Below are 20779 nucleotides of genomic sequence, written 5' to 3'. Positions count from 1 at the left end.
AATGTGGAAAACAATTGTTAGACGTGTATTAGTGATGATTCCTCAGCTTTTTGTATTAAGTCTTTTAATCTTTATATTGGCAAAACTAATGCCAGGAGATCCATTTACAGGGCTTATTACACCAGAGACAGATCCTGCAAGGCTTGAGGAGCTTCGTATACAAGCAGGTTTCTATGACCCTTGGTATGTTCAGTATTACCACTGGATTACAAACGCTTTTCAAGGTGATTTTGGACGAAGCTATACATATAAAATTGCAGTGTCCACACTTATTGGTGAGCGCGGATTAAATACACTCTGGCTTTCATTACTCAGTGCAATTTTTGTATATTTGATCGCGATTCCACTAGGGGTGTTGGCAGGTCGCTATCAAGATTCATTATTAGATAAATCTATCACCCTATATAGTTTTATCAGTTATGCCATACCAACTTTCGTATTATCACTAATTTTCGTATTTATTTTTGGCTATAAACTCATGTGGTTCCCAACTAGCGGGACAGTTGATGTAGGGGCTGATCCAGGTACAATGGCATATTATTGGAGTAAAATCTATCATTTGCTACTACCTGCTTTTACGTATGGTATTTTAGGTACAACAGCTATTATTCAATATTTACGTTCAGAAATAATAGATGCAAAAACACAGGATTATGTGAAAACAGCTCGAAGTAAAGGTATCCCAATGCGAAAAATCTACACGAGACATATATTCCGTAATTCCTTACTACCAATCGCAGCTTTTTTAGGGTTTACAATAACGGGTTTATTAGGTGGCTCTATTTTCATTGAAACAATTTTCGGTTTCCCAGGAATGGGTCAGTTGTTTATCCATTCGATTATGAGTCGAGATTATAGTGTTATTACGGCACTAGTTATGCTTTATGGCTTCTTAACATTATTAGGTAGTCTACTGTCTGATATTATTATGAGCATTGTTGATCCACGTATCCGCATAGACTAACTACTAAAATAATGTTTAAGGAGAGGTGAATTCAAATGGAACAACACAATAATGAACTAGTCAAATTTGATAACTCTCCACCGACGGGAATACAAGTCGTTTTACGAGAGTTTAAAAAAGATAAAGTAGCAATGCTGTCCTTTTTCGGGATAACGTTACTTATTGTTGTAATATTAGTCGCTGCTATGTTTTTAAATCAAGAGGAAATTTTAAAGATTAAACTGTTAGAGCGTTTCACTGAGCCCGGTGTAAATGGTTATAGACTTGGGGCAGATGAAGCAGGTCGTGATATGCTTGGGCAGCTAGTGATAGGGGCAAAGAATTCGATTTTAATTGCATTTGCCATTACGATCATTACTAGTGTTGCTGGGATAGCTCTTGGCATTATCATGGGTTATTACGGAGGATTTATTGATAATTTGTTTATGCGAATTATTGATTTCTTTATAACATTACCTAGTCTAATGATTATTATTGTTTTCGTAACTATAATACCAAAATATGGTGTTCTTGAATTGATATTGATCATAAGTTTGTTTCAATGGATGAGCACCGCGCGTTTAGTTCGAAGTAAAGCCCTATCGGAGGGACGAAGAGATTATGTAAATGCATCTAAAACAATGGGGACTAGTGATCTCGCTATTATGTTTAAAGGAATTTTACCAAATTTAAGTTCTATTTTAATAGTGGAAGTAACTTTGAACTTTGCTGGTAATGTTGGTATCGAGACAGGGTTGTCTTTCTTAGGCTTTGGTTTACCGCCATCAACTCCGAGCTTAGGAACTCTTGTAAACTATGCAACGAATCCGTTAGTACTATCAACAAAATGGTGGGTATGGTTGCCCGCATCAATATTAATTTTAATCTTGATGCTTGGTATAAATTACGTCGGTCAAGCACTTCGTCGTGCAGCTGACGCAAAACAAAGAATGGGATAAAGGGGAGGATTTACTATGAAAAAAAATTGGTTATTACTATCAGTTATTTTTGCAGTGATGTTTGTATTGGCAGCCTGCAATAACGATGGTAAAGATGCAGCAAAAACGGATGATGGTAACAAAGACAAACCGGCACAAACAGACGATAAAAAAGTGGATACAACTACGCTTCCTATGGAGGTTACAAACGAAGGGGATGTTATTAAAGGCGGTACTTTAAGGGTAGGTCTTGTAACAGATTCGCCTTTCAAAGGGATTTTCTCTTGGGAATTATATGAAGATGCCTACGATTCAGAAATAATGAAATACACAACAAATACTATTTTTGAAACGGATGGAGATTTCCTAGTAACTGATGAAGGTATTGCGAAATTAGAGGTTGATAAGGACAATAAGAAAGCAAAGATTACCATTCAAGGGGACGTTAAATGGTCTGATGGTAAACCATTAACGGCTGACGACTTAATTTATCCATATGAAATTATTGGTCATCCAGATTATGAGGGAGTACGCTATGATGACGACTTCCAAAATATTGTTGGTGCACAAGAATATCATGATGGAAAAGCAAAGACAATTTCTGGTATTAAAAAAATTGACGAAAAATCTATTGAAATTACGTTCAAGAAAGTGTCACCAGCTATTTATTCAGTGGGTGATGGGCTATGGGGTTATGCAGCACCTAAGCATCAACTAGAATCAATTCCTGTTAAAGATGCCCTAATTGCTTCAGATGCAGTTCGTAAAAATCCTGTAACACTTGGTGCATTTAAATTTGACAAGATTAAAAATGGAGAGTCTGTTCAGCTTGTAGCAAATGAATACTACTATAAAGGTAAACCAAAGGTAGATAAAGTAGTTATCGAAGTTGTTCCTTCAAGTTCAATCGGTGAAGCTATGAAAACGGGAAAATATGATATCGCAACTTCGTTCCCAACGAATCAATATGATAGTTTGAAAGGTCTTTCAAATATAGAGATTCTAGGTCGTCCTGAGTTAGCATATTCTTATATAGGGTTTAAAGTAGGGAAATACGATAAAGCAAATCGTAAAAATATTTTTAATGAGAAATCAAAAATGAATGATGTAGATTTACGTCAAGCGATTGGCTACGCGATGGATATTGAATCTGTTGGAGAAAGATTCTATCAAGGTCTACGTGTAAGAGCAAACTCATTAATTCCACCAGTTTTTGCATCTTACTATGATGGTTCGTTAGAGGGTTATCACTATGATCCTGAAAAGGCTAAAGAATTACTAGATAAAGCTGGCTATAAAGATGTAGATGGTGATGGAATCCGTGAAGATAAAGACGGCAAGAAATTCTCTATTCGATTAGCAGCAATGGCTGGTTCAGATACAGATGAAGCGATTGTTGAGTACTATCGTCAAAACTGGAAAGACGTTGGATTAAATGTTGAACTGACTACTGGTCGTTTAATTGAATTCAATAGCTTCTACGATAAAGTAAAAGCCGATGACCCAGAGATCGATATGTTTATGGCTGCATGGGGAACAGGTACAAATCCATCTCCAGTAGGTTTATATAGTGAGGGTGCAGAATTTAACATGAGTCGTTACGTTTCTGCTGATTTAACAAAAATGTTAGAAGACATTGATTCGGAAGATGCAATGAATCCAGAATATCGTTCAAAAGCATTCCGTACATGGCAAGAATATATGAGCAATACAGCAACGACTATACCAACGATGTTCCGTACGGAAATCATTCCAGTAAACAAACGTGTGAAAAATTTCAATGTTGATTATGCAAATGAAACACTATCAAATCTTCAAACTATTGAATTAACAGCAGATGCTCCATTAAAATAAGCTATTTAGAAAAAAACAGTCTTTCTTCATATATGGGAAAGACTGTTTTTTATAACTGATTAGTTATACGCTCTTCGCCAGAGGTAGGGGAGATATTAGTTAAAGCGTGTGCGGTGTATATAGGTTGAATAGAGACTCCTTGAGGATTAATCACGATTACCTTATAGCGAGCAGAGGAAAGGTATCATATCGTGTAATAATGCCTTCTTGAGCAATGCTCTAAGTTTCTCATCGAAATCTTAGGAAAGATACTCAGTCGGAACGAAGTCAACTATACGTCAATGGTAATAAGCTTTATTCATACAAAAAATCCACCCACTGGAAAATACCAATGGATGGATTTACAAGTTATTAGCGGTTAGCAATCCAAGTTTTCATAAGCTCTGCAGTACTATAAACGTAATGCTGATCGCCAACTTCATGGTATGTTGCGCTTTCATCAACCTCTGTATGCTTGTACGGAATACGTTGACGGCGCTTTTCTGACATTGGGTCAGGGAGTGGAATTGCCGATAATAATGATTTTGTATACGGATGAACTGGGTGATTGTAAATATCATCTGCTTTACCGATTTCCACGATTTTACCACGGTACATAACAGCGATACGGTCACTGATATACTTAACCATTGATAAGTCATGGGCAATGAAAAGATATGTTAAGCCACGTTCTTTTTGCAGTTCTTTTAATAAGTTTACAACTTGTGCTTGAATCGAAACGTCAAGTGCAGAAATCGGTTCATCGGCTATAATAAACTTCGGATCTAAGCTTAGCGCACGAGCAATTCCAATACGTTGACGTTGACCGCCAGAGAATTCGTGTGCATAACGGTTTGCGTGCTCTTTATTTAAGCCAACAGCCTCTAACAGTTGGTTAACTTTTTCGCGACGCTCTTTTTTATCTTTATAAAGACCGTGAATCGTAAAGCCTTCACTAATGATTTCTCCAGCTGTCATACGCGGGTTTAATGAAGCATATGGATCTTGGAAAATCATTTGCATTTGACGATTAAATTTCTTTAAATCATTATTAGATTTTTTCCCATGGACGTTTTCTCCATCGAAAATAATTTCTCCATCTGTAATGTCGTACAGGCGAATAATGGAACGACCAGTTGTTGATTTACCACAGCCTGATTCTCCTACAAGACCGAGTGTTTCACCTTCGTATACATCGAAGCTAATACCGTCGACAGCTTTAATAGGGTTACTTGCTGAACCGAAATGCTGCTTTAAATTTTTAATTTCAAGAACCTTTTTTGCGCCCAATTTAGTCATTTAGATGTGCCTCCTTTGCTAAATATCCTTCAATACGTTTAGCAACCGCATCTGGAAGCGGAATTTTAGGTGCATCAGGATGCATCAACCAAGTTTTTGCAAAGTGTGTTTCACTTACTTGGAACATCGGAGGCTCTTGTTCATAGTCAATAGCCATTGCAAATTCATTACGAGCGGCAAACGCATCGCCCTTTGGAGGGTTCGTTAGATCTGGTGGTGAACCAGGAATCGTGCGTAATAGCTCATCCGTATCGTTATCTAGGTCTGGCATTGAACCAAGCAGACCCCATGTATAAGGATGCTTAGGATTATAGAAAATATCATTAACAGTACCATATTCAACGATTTGACCTGCGTACATAACTGCAACACGGTCGGCAATGTTTGCAACGACACCTAAATCGTGGGTAATGAAAATGATAGATGTTTTCGAATTTTTTTGGATTTCTTTCATTAGCTCTAAAATTTGCGCTTGAATTGTAACGTCTAATGCTGTTGTTGGTTCATCGGCAATTAGAAGCTTAGGATCAGCTGCAAGTGCGATGGCAATAACAACACGTTGGCGCATACCACCTGAAAATTCATGTGGGTATTGATTGTAACGTTTTTCAGGGAAGGGGATACCTACCTGCGTTAAAAGCTCGATTGCACGTTTTTTAGCATCAGCCTTTGGTACTTTTTTATGTTGTAAAATAACTTCAGTTATTTGACGTCCGACCTTCATAGTTGGATTTAAGCTTGTCATCGGATCTTGGAAAATCATTGCAATTTCATTTCCGCGTACTTTCGACATTTCTTTATCAGATAATGGAACTAAATCACGGCCATTAAATAAAATTTGTCCTGACTCATAAATACCAGGTGGCTGTGGGATTAGTTTCATTAATGCATTACTCGTAACACTTTTACCAGAACCGGATTCACCAACGATTGCTAGTGTTTCACCTTCCTTTAAATCAAAGTTTACTCCACGAACCGCGTGAACAAGTCCAGCATAAGTTTTAAAGTTTATTTTTAAATCTTTTACTTCTAGAATTGTTTTATTCATTTTACGGCCACCTCCTTATTTACGTAGTTTTGGATCTAGTGCATCACGTAAACCATCACCAACTGCGTTAAACGCAAAGATTGTTAGTGAGATAAATATTGCTGGGAAAATCATACGCCATGGAGCACTATTGATGGCTCTCATTCCTTCAGTTGCCATCGTTCCCCAAGATGCATGTGGAGCAGGAACTCCAAGACCTAAAAAGCTTAAGAATGCCTCTGTGAAAATTGCTGATGGAATTGTTAAAGTCATTGTTACTAAAATAGCACCTAATGCATTTGGAATTAAATGTTTTAAAATTAAATGTCCAGTGCTTGCACCTAAAGTTCGAGCAGCTAGTACATACTCTTGATTTTTAATGGATAATACTTCACCACGGACGATACGAGCCATATTAATCCAGCCTGTAATCGAAAGGGCAATAATCATAGGAAATAAACCTGGTTGTAAAACAACTAATAAAACAATTACAACTAATAGGTAAGGAACAGCTGTTAAAACATCGGCAATACGCATCATAATATTATCCACACGACCGCCAGCTAAACCTGAAATACTTCCCCAAAGAACACCTATAACTAAGTCAATAACAGCTGCTGCAATCCCGATAAATAGAGAGATACGAGCGCCTGCCCAAATACGAACGAACATATCACGACCTAAATCATCTGTCCCAAACCAGAAATCAGCAGATGGTGGGCTATTAAAGACACCAAGTTGATCGCTGTCTTTATATTGTGAAAGCATTGGTACGAATAGTGCCATTGAAACAATTATTATCAACATGATCAATCCAAAGATTGCCATTTTATTATGAGAAAAACGGAGAAATACTTCCTTCCAGAAGGAAACGGATTTATTAGCTAATTTATCAGTTGCTTCACCATTTCCACCGACAACTTTAAACATTTCTTTGTCAATTTGTTGCTGAGTCATTGTTTTTTCGCTCCCTTCAATTTAATTCGCGGATCAATAAAGCTATATAGAATATCAACAATTAATACCGCAAATAATAGGATAATTGAATAGAACACTGTTGTTCCCATGATTACAGTGTAATCGCGGTTCGTAATACTTTGTACGAAGTATTTACCCAATCCAGGGATTGCGAAAATATTTTCAACGATGAAACTACCTGTTACAACAGCTGCAGTTAGTGGCCCAAGGTAAGTCACAACTGGCAGTAGGGCATTACGTAATGTATGACGGAAAACGATTGTCCATTTCCCAATCCCTTTGGCACGAGCCATTTTTACATAATCACTATGGTTTTGTTCAATCATACTTGAACGTGTTAACTTTGCAATAAAGCCCATGTGTGAGAATGCGATTGCAAAGGCTGGTAGTATACTGTAGGAAAAGCCTTTCCAACCACCAACTGGGAACAACTCTAGCTTATAGGCTAAGAAATACTGCATTAAACCAGCTAAGATAAATGAAGGTACTGAAATAAATATCACCGCAAAGGACGTTGCCAAATAATCCGGGAACTTATTATGATAAAGCGCGGCAATTACGCCTATTAATACACCGAAACCAATTGCTAATAGCATAGCTTCGATACCTAATGTTAAAGAAACTGGGAAACTTTCAGAAATCATATCATTTGTAGAACGCGCTTTATACTTCATTGACTCACCGAAATTAAAAGAGGCCGTATCGATTAAATAATCTTTATATTGAATATACCAAGGGTTATTTAATCCATACGTTTCGTTTAACTTTTCCTCAATTTGAGGAGGGAAATTACGTTCACTTGCAAATGGACTACCTGGAGCAAGACGCATTAAGAAAAACGTAGCCGTTACGATGACGAAAAGCGCGAGAAGTATATACATCAGCCTTTTCAGAATATATTTAATCACATAAAACTCCTCCTTCTATTTGTCAATTTTCAGACAAATGAATGCCTTCGTATTTTAAAAAGAGCTGACTCGCGCTGAAGTGGCTACGAGACAGCTCTCCGCTATAGAGCTTAATAGATAAAAAATTTAGCTGTGAAAATTATTCCACATCAACATATTTAAGTTTAATGTTTCCTAGAATATCTGGAGACATATTTTTAACTTTCGGATTTACTACTGAAAGGTTAGTGTAGTAGTAAATTGGTGCAACTGGTAATTCAGAAACTGCGATTCCTTCAGCTTGTTTTAATAAATCTAAACGTTTCGCAGGATCTGCTTCAACAATAGATTGTTTTAAAAGTTTTGTGTACTCTGGGTTTTCCCAGCCAGTATCGTTGTTACCATTAGCAGCTGTGTCAAACATTTCTAAGAATGTGTAAGCATCGTTGTAGTCACCAATCCAGCCCATACGCCCAATTTGGTAATCTAATTGGTTAAGTTTTTCAAGATATACTTGCCATTCAGAGTTATCAAGACCTACAGTAATACCAAGGTTTTTGCTCCAGCCTTCTTGGATATACTGAGCAATTGAAGCATGACCTTCACTTGTATTGTAAGAAAGGTTAAGTTTAATATCTTTTGGATCTTTAATACCAAGTTCTTTCATACCAGCTTCAAGTGCTGCTTTAGCACCCTCGATATCGTTATCTTTAAAGTAACCACGGTCTTTTTCAAAACCATTAATTGCAACTGGAACCATACCTAAAGCAGGTTTTTGTTCACCTTTAGTAACATTGTCAATTAAACCTTGACGATTAATTGCTAAAGTTAACGCTTTACGAATGTTAGCGTTTCCAGTAATTTTGTCAGTAGTGTTGAATTTGTACCAGTATACACCAGCATAGTCAGCGATTTTTAATGAACCATCGGCTTTAAAGCCATCGATTTCATCAAGTGCTACTGTTTGGTAAGGAGAACCTAAATAATCGATTTCACCTTTTTTGAACATTGTTGCAGCTGTTGCTTCATTTTCAACCATACCAATGTTTACAGTATCTAGAGCTACATTTGAAGCATCCCAATACTCTGGATTTTTCTTTAATACGATCGAATCACTATGTTTCCAAGTATCTAAAGTGAATGGACCATTTGTTACAAAGTTTTCACCTGCATCTGTGTACCATTCTTTATTAGCTTCAACAACCTTTTGATTTAGTGGTGCATATGTTTTAAATGCAACTAACTCTAAGAAGTAAGCTGTTGGTTGTTCTAAAGTTACTACTAAAGTTTTGTCATCTTCAGCTTTAACTGCTACATCATCAGCAGAACCTTTACCTGTGTGGTAAGCTTCAGCACCTTTAATAGGGTAAAGTAAAGAAGCATACTCAGATAAATTTTCAGCATTTAATGCCCATTTCCAAGCATATTCGAAATCACCAGCTACTACTGGGTCACCGTTTGTCCATTTTGCATCACGTAATTTGAATGTGTAAGTTAATTGATCATCACTTACTTCCCATTTTTCAGCCATACCTGCTGATGGTTTTCCATCTTGATCTAAAACCATTAAACCTTCAAATACGTTTTGAAGTACTGCACCAGAAGTTGTATCTGTTGCAAGTGCTGGATGTAAAGATGGTGGCTCAGAAGTTACAACTACATTCAACTCTTTAGAAGAAGCTGTTGAGCCAGAATCTTTTTTATCGTCTTTTGACTTTTCAGACGAATCTCCACCGAAGCCACATGCAGCAAGAACTAATGAGAATACTGCAAGCACTGTTAGTAATAGAAACTTTTTGTTTTTATTCATGTGAATCCCCCTTATACAATTTTAAGCCTTCTATGAAGCTCTTATTTAATATACCAAAAAAATCATTGTGTACAAAATAAAAAAGATTCAAATTTATATAGTATTATCTGACATTTGGGAAGATAATAATTTTTTTCGATTCATCACGTTAAAGAATGAAAGCGTTTTCGTAGTAAAAAAATGATGTTTATTTGTTCTGAATATCAAAAATAAAACAAAAATAAAAAAATGACTTACTATACCGAAAATTCATATTCTTTAGATAATATTATCGGTGTTTGAAAAATGAGTCAAAAGTCATGGGGCGATAATATAAGAAGTTTGTATAGATTTGTAGAAAATCATAGTAAAACTGAGTGATTTAGATTCTTGGTCAGGTAATTTTTTGAAATTTATAATCTCAAAGAATGAATATTTTTATCTATTATTGATATATAAGAAACTTGTTTTGTATTTATCTAAGATTAACCAGTATTAAACAGAAGAAAGAAGAATTAGAGTAATATATGCCCTTCTTAAAGAATAAATGCACAGAAATTTAGTAAAATATGTTTTTTTGAAATAATTTACACATTACTTGAATATACAACGATGTATAAAAAACGGTGCTTTGAATCAATTATATGAATGTAGGATTTGGCATATAGTAAATGAGAAAAAACATGTGCTTTTTAATATTGTTTTTTGGAGAAATCCATTTGTCTCGCTTAGGAGGAAAGCTCCTACATAAAATTACTAAAACTTTGTGTAAGTAGAACTTAATGAGTAGAAAATTACTTAAACTCTTTATGTGGTTTATTTTACCATATAAGGTTAGTTAAGTGATAGTCTACCTAAAAATAAACAGCGAATAGCAGCTAGCGGTAGTTATAGGTGAACGTTTCTCACGGGTGAGTGACGACTTATCATAGGGCATCATGAGTAGTCTCGACTGCTGAGCTTTACTAAACTCATGCTTTCGCTATCAAAAATGCTGAAAACAAAAATAAAGCAGAGCATTTCGATTAAAGAAATGCTCTGCTTAAATGTTTAAAGTTTAAATTGATTAATTTGGGTTTGTAAGTCCGAGGATTTTTCGCTTAAATCTGTAGCAACATGATTTACTTGTTGCATTGTCGCGGCTTGTTCATTACTAGCTTCGGCAATAATCTGTGTATTGGCAGCACTAGAAGAAGAACCATGAGCAATTTCTGCAACAGAGGCTGCTACTTGTTCAGCGCTTGCGGAGATCTCTTCAGAAGTAGACGAAATGTCTTCTATTTGATCTGTCATTGTATTGATCGCTTTTACGATTGCTTCGAAAGAGTTGCCAGCATCGCCAATAATTTTCACACCATCTGTGACAGATTGTAGCCCATCTTCGACAGCCTTCTCTACATTTTGCGTATCTTCTTGGATTTCTTGTGTTAACGTAACGATTTGATTGGCTGATTGCTTGGATTCTTCTGCTAGTTTACGAACTTCGTCAGCTACGACAGCAAAGCCTTTGCCGTGTTCACCTGCACGTGCAGCTTCGATTGCAGCGTTGAGCGCTAATAAATTTGTTTGATCTGTAATGGCTGTAATTACTGTAGTTATATTACCTATTTCTTCCGATTGCTTACTTAATTTTTGAACGAGCTTGTTAATCGTTTGAGTAGAATCATAAATCACGTTCATTTGTTGTTGAGCCTCATCGACAGTACTATTACCGTTATTCGCCAATTCAGTTGTTGTCACTGCGCTTTGGTGAAGTTGTTGAGTTGCTTCGGCTATACGCTGTACACCTATTGCTGTTTCATCCATCGCATGTGCACTTTCATTGGCAGCAATCGTAGCGGTAGATGCCGCATTCGCTGTCTCGTTAATACGTACAGTAATCTCATCAGCAGAAGCAGCAATCTCTTCGATAGAGGCAGATAGCTCTTCAGCAGAAGCAGATAAATGTTCCGCATTGCCTTGTATATGTGTTAATAAACTTCTCAAGCTACTTTTCATTACGTTAAAGGCTGTAGAAAGCTGACCGATTTCATCTTTAGATTGATAAGAGATATCTTGATGATATAATTCACCATTAGCAATATTATTGGCAGCGATAACTACGGATTTTAAAGGTCGTGAAATTGTACGTTGTACATAATACATCAGAGATATCCCAAGTATTACACCAATAATGATAGCAATGATTGAGATTGTTTGAGAATATGATACCGCTTGTTTAGATTCTTTCGTGACAATATCAAGTTGATTTTTTTGGTAACTTACAATTTTCTCTGATACTGCCAATAAATCTGTATTTGCTTTTTGAACATCGCCATTAACTTTTTGTATCGCTTCTTCTAATTTTCCAGCATCATGAAGTGCTAGTGCTTCTTCAGCCGCTTTGTTAAAAGCTTCATTATATGTATTTAAATCTTTTGCATAAGTCTCCATTTCGGATGAATCAGATTTATCCATGATCTCTATTACATGCTCATCTAGCATTCTTGCATACTTTGTAAAGTTATCTTTATTAGTTGCTTTGTCTTCGAGGAGTATTGCCCGAATGTAAAGACCTTGCATTGCTCGTTCAATTTGAATATTATCAGCTAATTCTACTAGCGTTACACGATTTTCTAGCGCATTTTCTACTTTCTTGTCAATGTTTGAGAATTGAATAAACATAATCACTAATGAAATAATTAAGGTCAGAATGATGGTTAAAAAACCAAAGCTTAATTTTTTGCCTACAGACATAGAGATACGCCCTTTCTGAAATGCCATTTACTTTTTATTTAAATTTAGCCATTTAGAAGGGAGGAAGTCAATAACCTCGAAATAAACAGTTCGGATTATTCACGGGTTTATTGGCGTTATTATAATTAGGAACAATAGATACAAAAATCAATCAAGTTAAAGGGAAATATAATAGATGTATAGTACAGATTTCGTGATTATTGTCATTAAAAATTGATTACGATACATTTCATCATCAAGGTAAGCTCACCATGCAGATGACGAGACGTATCTGCTCCCCACAAAATACTGAATGTCGTAGTTTTACGATTAAATCTCTGTATAACTTTAACAATTCAAAGAATCACATCAGAAAAGCGCGAAAAATCAACATTACTAAAATTGATTTCTCGCGCTTTTGTTTTTGATCAGTTATGTTACAGCCTCAATTTTTAAGACTGTTTTTTTAATTGTAAAATGACGGCTTCATCTGGATCGATGTATACAGTCTTTTGTTCAAAGTAAATAACAAAACCAGGTTTCGCGCCATTTGGTTTTTTTACCTGACGTATTTCTGTGTAATCTACTGGAACAGAGGACGAGTCTCTTGCTTTTGAAAAATAGGCAGCAAGTGTTGCGGCTTCTCGTAATGTTGTTTCGTCAGGTTCACTTGTATGGATGACAACATGTGAGCCAGGAATATCCTTTGTATGCAACCAGATATCTGTACGTTTAGCTATTTTAAATGTAAGCATGTCATTTTGTTTGTTATTTTTCCCAACAGAGATCGCTACACCTGTAGAAGAGACATAACGTTCAGGCTCAGGTTTCATTTGTTTTTTCTTTTTTCGTGCATGACGTAATTTCAAATAACCCTGTTCTGCTAATTCTTCGCGGATTTCTTCTATATCTCCAGGAGCCGCTTGTTGGACCTGCTGAGCAAGCATTTCGAAATAGGTAATTTCTTCCTTCGTTTTTTCTAACTGTTCTTGAACCATAATAAGGGCATTTTTAGCTTTTGTGTATTTTGTGTAATAGCTTTGAGCATTTTCAATAGGTGTTTTACGTTCGCTTACTGGAATGGTAATCTCTTCATCTCCAGTCTCACTATAATAGTTAGTGACAGTTACTTCCTTTACACCTTTTTCAAACGTGTAAATATTCGCCATCAGTAATTCCCCAAATAATTGAAACTGATCTAGTTTAGATGCGCGTTCGAAGTCTTTATTTAACTTTTTAGTTTTTAATATAAGCTTGTCAATTTCATTTTGCAGCCATCGTTCCAAATCACCTGCCTGCTGTTTGACACGATCACGCTCAGCTCGAGCAAAGAATACGCGGTCAAGTAGCTCATGGACATTTGGGTAAATCGTTACATCTCCTTGTAAATGCGTTAGATCGATTGGAGAGAAGTAAGTTTTATTGTTTGCGATGACATACATCGGTTTTGTTCCACCATTATTAAAGGAAGCTATAAAATTTTTAAAGCAGCTTACACGATCAACTGTGTCTGTTAATCGGAATAACAATTCCTCGGCATGTATAGGAGAAAAACCAATAAATTGTGAAACAACTTCCTTAGCCGTTTTTGGTTCAGAGAAAAACATTGTAAGCTGTTCATCGGTTACTGCTAGTGGGTGCCATTTATTCTGTGCGGGCGGTGCGATATAAGGCTGACCAGGTAAAACTGTACGGAAACTATTCACTGAAGGTGGCAAATGTTTTAAACTGTCGACTATTTTTCCCTGCTCTTTATCTATTAATAACAGGTTACTGTGACGGCCCATAATTTCAGCGTGTAACTCCCTTACAATAGGGTCGCCAATTTCATTTTTACTTTCAATTTCTACTATTATAATTCGATCAAAATCGTGCTGTTTAATAGAAGAAATAAAACCACCCTCTATATGTTTTCTCAACAGCATACAAAACATAGGGGGTTCTGCTGGATTTTCTATAGATTGCTCAGTAAGGTGAACACGTGCGTAAGAAGGATGAATCGAATAAAGTAATTTATGATTGCTTCCGTTCGCACGGATATGTAAAACAACTTCCTGAGCGTTTGGTTGATGTATTTTAGTGATCCGACCTGTTACTAATTGTTGTAGGTCGGCTGTCATTGAATAAGTAAATAAGCCATCAAATGCCATATGAATTCCTCTTCCCAACGATATAAGCATCCTTGGTACTTTCGTATTTATTATTTTAATAGTCTAGCAAGCTTTTCCGCCAGAGTGTGTGGTTGATTTCCATTCCGGCTGGGCGCTTTGTAGCTGTCGCTTCGCTTTCGCACAGAGCAAAGCTTCCTGGGGGCGTCCGATGAGCCGCTTCACTCGCGATGCTCGCTCCAGGGTCTCATCTGTGACGCTGATCCCCGAGGAGTCGCCCAGCCTCCACTCCAATCAACTTATATGCATGACATACGTTTTAGCAAAATGTCATCCCTAAATTCCGATGATGAATCAATTTTGTTAGAAATCACTTGTATGGCACATAACCATAACAGAGGGGTGATTTCCGTTCCGGCTGGGCGCTGATAAAAACTGAAATTGTTCCGATAAAACGAGATAATATTCCGATAAAAGCTAAAATTGTTCCGATAAAATGAGATATTGTTCCGATAAATCTTCAAAGTACGCATTTGAAAATAATGAGCCGCTAATTCCAAGAAGTCGTCCATTCTCCATTCTAATCAACTTCTAGACATAGCGTACATTTTAACAAATGTCATCTCTTTCTTTTGGTGATGAGTTTTTTCTTATGTTTATCATAGCATTTTTTAGGTGAATATTAAAATATAGCTTCATATGTGGTAGAATTAGCTTTTGCTCTATGTAATTTTTTCTGGAGTGACACGTCATAAATGACAGAGCTTATGTTATAATAATCCCAGTATGCAAAGAAAGGTGTGACGAACCTTGGTGCGTAGTATGACTGGTTTTGGCAGAGGTGTCACAACAACAAGAGACTTTCAATTAACTGTAGAAATGCGCTCGGTCAACCATCGATTTTTAGAAATTAATGCAAAATTCCCGAAAGAATGGCTTGAAGCAGAAATTTTTGCAAAGAAATTAATTTCGCAAGCTTTGTCACGTGGCAAAATTGATGTGATGGTTAATGTTAAGGATTTAGAGAACGTCGAGCAATCTATTGAAATTAATTGGTCATTAATCGAAGCGTATCGTAAGGCAAAAGAGCAATTAGCAAGTAAAGTACCACTAGAAGAAAAATGGACAATGCAAGAGCTACTATCGCTTGAACAAGCGCTTGTACAGGAAAAGCCACAGCTTACACCTGAGGATTTACTCTGTGCTGTTGAAAAGGCTATTTCACAAGCACTTGAACAGCTCATTCAAATGCGTGAGCGTGAAGGGCAAGAATTGCATGATGTTGTTGTACAATATAAAGAACAGTTAATGGAACAAGTGAACCAGATTCGTTCATGTGCCCCTCTTGCTGTAGAAAAATATCGTACACGATTATCGGAAAGAATTACTCAAGTGGCGGATGGAGCGTTGTTAGAAGATCGCCTACTTGCCGAAGTAGCGATATTTGCAGAACGTGTGGATATCACTGAAGAATTGGACCGATTAGATAGTCACTTTAATCAATTGGAAGAAACATTACAAGAAACAATTTCAGTTGGCCGTAAATTAGACTTTTTAATGCAGGAAATACACCGCGAAATTAATACGATTGGTTCAAAAAATCAATCAACAGAGGCGGCTGTTGCAGTAGTTCAGGCGAAAACAATTTTAGAAAAGATGCGCGAGCAAGTTCAAAATATCGAATAGCTTGCTTTGTATCTGTTATAAATTAAGGGAGATATAGAGAATAAATGATAAAAGAACGTGGATTATTAATTGTTCTGTCTGGCCCATCTGGTGTAGGTAAAGGGACAGTGCGAAAAGAATTATTTTCTCAGCCGAATACGAATTATGAGTATTCCATCTCGATGACAACACGAAATCCTCGCGAAGGTGAAGTAGATGGTGTAGACTATTTTTTCAAGACACGTGAAGAATTTGAAACGTTGATTGAACAGGGTGGCTTATTAGAGCATGCTGAATTTGTAGGGAATTATTACGGAACACCGTTAGCCTACGTAAATGAAACACTTGATGCAGGACGTGATGTGTTTTTAGAAATCGAAGTGCAAGGTGCTGCACAAATCCGCAAAAAGGCACCAGATGCATTATTTATTTTCTTAGCCCCACCAAGCTTAACGGAATTAAAAGACCGTTTAGTTGGTCGAGGGACGGAAACAGCAGACGTTATTGCGAAGCGTATTGCAACTGCAAGTGAAGAGCTTGAAATGATGAGCCTTTATGATTATGTAGTTGAAAATGATGAAGTGACAAATGCTTGTGATCGTATAAACGCGATTATTAAAGCTGAGCATTGTCGTAGAGAACGTGTTGAAAAAAGATATTTGTCAATGTTGAGAGGAGAATAAACCTATGTTATACCCATCAGTAGATACATTAAAAAAAGAAATCGATTCAAAATACTCTTTAGTAAGTCTAGCATCTAAACGTGCTCGTCAAATGCAAGAGGAACAAGACACGGAACGCTTACACAAGTATGTTTCCCATAAATATGTAGGGAAAGCACTTGAAGAAGTAGCTGCAGGTGTACTTACGAAAGTATCACAGGATGAGTCAACTGTGTACGAAGACGAAATCTAACATTGATAAATAAGCTTTTGCCAAATTAATGTTAACTTCTTTCAGCAATTATTTTTTGTACCGAAAGCATAGCGACAGGTACAGAAGTCTCCCACCTATATAGGTGGTGAGATGAAAGCTGATTCCGGACGCAATTATGCCGAGGCATAATTGATTGTTTGCAGTGGATTTTTGATTATACAGAATGTCGAGAGCTCCCGAGGAATGTTCCTTTGGGAGCTTATCATTTGAAAGGACGATTGTGCATGAATAAAAATATTTTACTTTGTGTTTCAGGTGGTATAGCGGTTTATAAGGCTGTCGCTCTAGTTAGCAAGCTATCTCAGGCAGGAGCAAATGTAAAGGTTATCATGACAGCATCAGCAAGACAATTTGTGAATCCGCTGAGCTTTCAAGTTATGTCCAAAAATGATGTTTTTTTCGATACTTTTGATGAAAAGGATTCGAGTGTTATTGCCCATATTGATTTGGCGGATTGGGCAGATTTAATTTTAGTTGCTCCAGCTACTGCCAATGTCATAGGAAAACTGGCGAATGGAATTGCAGACGATATGGTAACGACGACCTTGCTTGCAACTACTGCCCCTGTATGGCTAGCACCAGCGATGAATGTACATATGTATGACCATCCAGCGGTAAAACGAAATTTGGCTCAGTTACAATCTGATGGCTATCAATTTATTGAGCCTTCGGAAGGATTTTTGGCATGTGGCTATGTTGGCAAAGGTCGTTTAGAAGAGCCAGAAAAAATTACCGCGATTGTGCAAGAATTTTTTTCAGAGAAGCTTAAGCCATTAGCTGGTAAAACGGTAGTGGTTACAGCTGGAGCGTTTTATGTTCCATTGGACGAGCACCATATTATTAGTACACAGTCGAATAGTAAAATTGGTCAGGCAATAGCAAAAGAAGCAAAAACACTTGGGGCAAATGTAATCCTCATAGATGAGAACGAAACAAGCGTGCATAAGCTCTTTGAGCAGCTTGAAGATTATAAAAAGCAATATCCATCTGCATTTTTTATCCATGCAGCAAATACGCCTACAATTGAAGGGGCACCGATACTATCCGTAGAAGGAATGACCGCAATAACTTTTGGGCAAAAAGTTATTGGTGAGCCAATGTTAACAATTATGTCTGACACGTGGATTGATTTTAGTGACACGGCAGAAGTAAATGGTCAATTGTGGAATACGACAAATGCCACGCAGTTTGCGCAATCATTATGGACATATATATTACAGGGTGAGAAGCAATGAGTTTGTTGATTGCAGAGGTTATAGTGGATGTTTCAACTTACCATGTAGATCGTCCATTTGACTATGAAGTGCCTACAGAATGGGCACATATTATAGAGATGGGCTGTCGTGTAAAAGTACCGTTTGGGCCAAGAAATGTACTAGGCTTTGTGGTCGGATTAAAAAATGAAACAGATGTACCATCTAATAAATTAAAGTCTATTGCGCAAATTTTAGATATAGAGCCTGTATTAACCGAAGAAATGCTGTTAATGGCAAAGTGGCTGAAAAACGAAACGATTTGCTATGAAATTGATGCCTTACAGGTCATGCTCCCATCAGCGCTTCGAGCGAAGTATGAAAAGATCATAACGCTATTAGAGGAGAAAGACGCTTTGCCAGATGAGGCTCAGGCTATTTTTGGTAAGCGACAACAGGCTAATTTCAAAGAATTCGAGCGTGCAGAATTACTTCCTTTATTAAAACAGCTTATCACTAATAAAATCGTGAAGATTGAAAATGTTGTGAAGCAGCAAGGCAATGTGAAAGAAATACGGATGGTCAAAATTTCAGATAATCAGCAAGATATCGATAAAGCAATGGAAGGTGCAGCGAGAGCAGTTAAACAACGCCAGCTGATTGAATGGATGAGCAGACATCTTGGAGAGGTCCTTTTGCCACAGAAAATCTATGAGGAAACAGGTGCATCTTCCGCAGTATTACAGTCAGTTATTGAAAAAGGGGCCGCCCATTTTATACAAGAAGAGGTGTATCGAGATCCCTTTACGAGAGAGGTTTCCCGTACGCAATCTTTACAGTTGACGGATGAGCAGCACGTAGCTCTAAAGGCTATTAACGGGTCGATGGAAGAACAGACAGCGCAAACTTTTTTACTACACGGCGTTACCGGAAGTGGTAAAACTGAAATATATTTGCAAGCGATACAAAAGGTGTTAGATGAAGGTAAGGAAGCCATTATGCTAGTACCTGAAATATCATTAACACCACAAATGACAGAGCGTTTTCGTAGTCGTTTTGGTGAGATGGTTGCTGTCATGCATAGTGGCTTATCTGTCGGTGAAAAGTATGATGAATGGCGTAAAATTCAACAAGGAAAAGTAAGCGTTGTTGTTGGAGCTCGTTCAGCAATTTTCGCACCTTTTACAAATTTAGGTCTCATTATTCTGGATGAAGAGCATGAATCAACATACAAGCAAGAAGATTCACCACGTTATCACGCTAGAGATGTAGCGATTTGGCGAAGTGAATTTTACAAATGTCCTGTTATATTAGGTAGTGCAACGCCTGCACTTGAATCATTTGCGAGAGCAAAGAAGGGCGTATATAGTTTGCTATCATTAAAGCAACGTGCTTTGCATCAACCGTTACCAACTGTTTTTATTGCCGATATGCGAGAGGAACTTCAAAAAGGGAATCGTTCTATGTTTTCGGAGCAACTTATTGATGCAATACGTGTAAGGCTTGAGAAAAGAGAACAAATGGTGCTGTTTTTAAATCGTCGTGGCTATTCTTCTTTTGTGCTTTGTCGTGATTGTGGAACGGTTGTACAATGTCCGAACTGTGACATCTCGTTAACGTATCATCGAACAACAGAGAAATTGAAATGTCATTATTGCGGTTATGAGGAACGTGTCCCTCAAATATGTCCACAATGCCAAAGTGAGCATATTCGTTATTTTGGTACGGGAACACAAAAAGTTGAGGAAGAAATTTATAAGCTATTTCCTGAGGCAAGGGTTCTCCGAATGGATGTTGATACAACAAAGCAAAAAGGTGCACATGAAGAAATTTTGCAGGCATTTGGGGAAGGACAGGCAGATATTTTGCTTGGGACGCAAATGATTGCTAAAGGTCTTGATTTTCCTAATATTACGCTTGTTGGTGTACTTAGTGCTGATACATCTCTACATCTACCCGACTACCGTGCAGCGGAGCGTACATTTCAATTATTAACGCAGGTTAGTGGTAGGGCTGGACGTCATGAAAAGCATGGTGAGGTTATTATTCAATCGTATACGCCAGAGCATTATGCAATTGAATTGGCAAAAATACAAGATTACGAGCCATTTTACGAACGTGAAATGTTTTTACGCCGCCGCTCTAGCTATCCTCCGTATTATTATGTATCACTTGTTCAAATATCTCATGAGGATGTCATGATGGCGGCAGAATATGCTGGACGTGCAGCGGATTGGCTAAAGGAAAACTTATCAAACCAGGTAGCAATTATAGGACCAACAACTGCAAGCATTAGTCGTCTCCAAAATAGATATCGCTATCAATGTTTGATAAAATATAAAATTGAACCAAATCTCATTCCTGTATTACAGCGCCTTCTAGCGATGTATCGAGCGGAATGGATTAAACAGGGAATATTAATGACGGTAGATTTAGATCCGTCTACTATATAAAATGGTTTATCACTC

Annotated in this window: 16 protein-coding genes; 8 read left to right on the top strand and 8 right to left on the bottom strand. The window is 37.2% G+C overall.

All coding sequences use genetic code 11. The features are described 5' to 3' along the window. Position 1: 1 nt before the first annotated feature. From opp4B to AC1DCY_RS02315, 3 genes are read left to right on the top strand one after another with little or no spacing between them, the layout of a single operon-like run. Positions 2-964 (top strand): oligopeptide ABC transporter permease, encoded by a 963-nt coding sequence (gene opp4B, locus AC1DCY_RS02325; RefSeq protein ID WP_477347082.1) that lies wholly within the window; start codon positions 2-4, stop codon positions 962-964. A 35-nt stretch (positions 965-999) separates the two neighbouring features. Continuing rightward, positions 1000-1902 carry an ABC transporter permease gene (locus tag AC1DCY_RS02320; RefSeq protein ID WP_477347080.1) on the top strand — a complete coding sequence of 301 codons (903 nt, stop codon included), beginning with the start codon at positions 1000-1002 and terminating at the stop codon, positions 1900-1902. Positions 1903-1917: 15 nt separating this feature from the next. Continuing rightward, positions 1918-3735 carry an oligopeptide ABC transporter substrate-binding protein gene (locus AC1DCY_RS02315; protein ID WP_477347078.1) on the top strand — a complete coding sequence of 606 codons (1818 nt, stop codon included), beginning with the start codon at positions 1918-1920 and terminating at the stop codon, positions 3733-3735. Positions 3736-4086: 351 nt separating this feature from the next. On the opposite strand, the gene AC1DCY_RS02310 is transcribed toward AC1DCY_RS02315, so the two are convergent. From AC1DCY_RS02310 to AC1DCY_RS02275, 8 genes are all read right to left on the bottom strand, one after another. After that, positions 4087-5013, bottom strand: coding sequence for an ABC transporter ATP-binding protein (locus AC1DCY_RS02310; protein ID WP_477347076.1), 927 nt, complete (start codon positions 5011-5013; stop codon positions 4087-4089). Further along, positions 5006-6061, bottom strand: coding sequence for an ABC transporter ATP-binding protein (locus AC1DCY_RS02305; RefSeq protein ID WP_477347074.1), 1056 nt, complete (start codon positions 6059-6061; stop codon positions 5006-5008). Before AC1DCY_RS02305 ends, AC1DCY_RS02310 begins: the two co-directional genes overlap by 8 nt. Positions 6062-6076: 15 nt before the next feature. Continuing rightward, a complete protein-coding gene (locus tag AC1DCY_RS02300; protein ID WP_477347072.1) occupies positions 6077-6997 on the bottom strand; it encodes an ABC transporter permease in 921 nt (306 codons plus the stop codon). Further along, positions 6994-7926, bottom strand: coding sequence for an ABC transporter permease (locus AC1DCY_RS02295; RefSeq protein ID WP_477347070.1), 933 nt, complete (start codon positions 7924-7926; stop codon positions 6994-6996). Before AC1DCY_RS02295 ends, AC1DCY_RS02300 begins: the two co-directional genes overlap by 4 nt. Positions 7927-8065: 139 nt before the next feature. Further along, entirely contained in the window at positions 8066-9715 is a 1650-nt protein-coding gene (locus tag AC1DCY_RS02290) for a peptide ABC transporter substrate-binding protein (RefSeq protein WP_477347068.1), read from the bottom strand. Between the two features lie 1029 nt (positions 9716-10744). Further along, on the bottom strand, positions 10745-12430 hold the full coding sequence (locus AC1DCY_RS02285; RefSeq protein WP_477347066.1) for a methyl-accepting chemotaxis protein: 1686 nt from the start codon (positions 12428-12430) through the stop codon (positions 10745-10747). Between the two features lie 431 nt (positions 12431-12861). After that, entirely contained in the window at positions 12862-14559 is a 1698-nt protein-coding gene (locus AC1DCY_RS02280) for an Rqc2 family fibronectin-binding protein (protein ID WP_477347115.1), read from the bottom strand. Positions 14560-14622: 63 nt separating this feature from the next. After that, the gene (locus AC1DCY_RS02275) at positions 14623-14811 is read right to left on the bottom strand and encodes a hypothetical protein (RefSeq protein ID WP_477347064.1); all 189 of its coding nucleotides are present in this window, start codon (positions 14809-14811) and stop codon (positions 14623-14625) included. A 516-nt stretch (positions 14812-15327) separates the two neighbouring features. Here AC1DCY_RS02275 and AC1DCY_RS02270 point away from each other — a divergent pair. The 5 genes from AC1DCY_RS02270 (at position 15328) to priA (ending at position 20764) form a co-directional block, all read left to right on the top strand. Continuing rightward, complete coding sequence (locus AC1DCY_RS02270) at positions 15328-16203, top strand: YicC/YloC family endoribonuclease (protein ID WP_477347062.1); 876 nt, start codon at positions 15328-15330, stop codon at positions 16201-16203. A gap of 44 nt (positions 16204-16247) precedes the next feature. After that, positions 16248-16865: a guanylate kinase gene (gene gmk, locus AC1DCY_RS02265; RefSeq protein WP_049668385.1), complete on the top strand. Its 618-nt coding sequence runs from the start codon at positions 16248-16250 to the stop codon at positions 16863-16865. A 4-nt stretch (positions 16866-16869) separates the two neighbouring features. Continuing rightward, positions 16870-17097 (top strand): DNA-directed RNA polymerase subunit omega, encoded by a 228-nt coding sequence (gene rpoZ / locus AC1DCY_RS02260; RefSeq protein WP_053483349.1) that lies wholly within the window; start codon positions 16870-16872, stop codon positions 17095-17097. Between the two features lie 245 nt (positions 17098-17342). After that, entirely contained in the window at positions 17343-18353 is a 1011-nt protein-coding gene (coaBC, locus tag AC1DCY_RS02255) for a bifunctional phosphopantothenoylcysteine decarboxylase/phosphopantothenate--cysteine ligase CoaBC (protein ID WP_477347059.1), read from the top strand. Then, positions 18350-20764: a primosomal protein N' gene (gene priA / locus AC1DCY_RS02250; RefSeq protein ID WP_477347057.1), complete on the top strand. Its 2415-nt coding sequence runs from the start codon at positions 18350-18352 to the stop codon at positions 20762-20764. The genes coaBC and priA overlap by 4 nt, the downstream gene beginning before the upstream one ends. Positions 20765-20779 lie beyond the last annotated feature (15 nt).

The organism is Lysinibacillus sp. 10T31 (assembly GCF_056394365.1).
This window is presented reverse-complemented; position numbering and strand designations above follow the sequence as displayed.